At 59.0% G+C, this 271-nt stretch carries 1 protein-coding gene; it reads right to left on the reverse strand.

Annotation, left to right across the window (positions count from 1 at the left end):
- On the reverse strand, window positions 1-271 hold a 271-nt coding region (locus tag ACERNI_RS10035; protein WP_448833158.1), incomplete at both ends, for a transposase.

The raw sequence follows: 271 nt of genomic DNA on the forward strand, positions 1-271 counted from the left end.
AGCGCTCGATGTAGTCGAAGACGTCGGCGCGCGCCTCATTGCGGGTTCGGTAAACCTTGCAGGCTGTCCGTTCGGTCTTCAGCGTTGAGAAGAAGCTCTCCATTGCCGAATTATCCCAGACATTTCCCGCGCGGCTCATCGAGCAGGTGATCCCATTATCGGCGAGAAGCCGCTGGAACTGCTCGCTTGTGTATTGCGATCCCTGGTCAGAGTGATGCTGCAGGGCGTCGGCTTTCCCGCGCCGCCATACCGCCATCATCAGTGCGTCCAT

Source organism: Camelimonas sp. ID_303_24, from assembly GCF_053543495.1.